The organism is Pseudomonas sp. P7779 (assembly GCF_013386315.1).
GTDB lineage: Bacteria > Pseudomonadota > Gammaproteobacteria > Pseudomonadales > Pseudomonadaceae > Aquipseudomonas.
Map to the genome: position 1 here is coordinate 441 of NZ_JACARZ010000156.1, position 458 is coordinate 898.

Annotated in this window: 1 pseudogene; it reads right to left on the reverse strand. The window is 64.0% G+C overall.

Annotated elements, in window-relative coordinates:
- Positions 1–104: 104 nt before the first annotated feature.
- Positions 105–458: pseudogene (locus HX869_RS30200) on the reverse strand (RNA polymerase-binding ATPase); the annotation flags it as partial.

The following is a 458-nucleotide window of genomic DNA, read 5'->3' on the forward strand; positions in this document are numbered from 1 at the left end:
CGGGCTTGCTCGCGAAGAGGTCATCAATAACAACGATGTCTACAGTGAATAAAAAAGGCCCGCATTGCGCGGGCCTTTTTGTTTGTCAGGGTAGGGCGGCGAAGTTAGCCCGCGACCAACACCCGAATCGCTTCCAGTCGCAGCGCCGCCTTGTCGAGCATCGCCAGGCCTTGCTCGCGCTGTTGGCGCAGGGCAACCAGTTCGCTGTCGCGCACGGTCGGGTTGACCGCTTGCAACGCGGTCAGGCGCGCCAGTTCTTCGTCGGTATCCGCCGCCAGGCGCCGTTGAGCCTCGGCCACACGCTCGGCGTGACGCGGGGCGATCTTCTCTTCACCGGCGTTGATCCGCGGCGTCAGCTGGTCGCGCTGGGCCTGCACGAACTTGTTGGCGCTGGCCCGCGGCACGCTTTCCAGCTGGTCATTCAAGGTCAGGAACGACACGCGGCCCGACAGGTCATT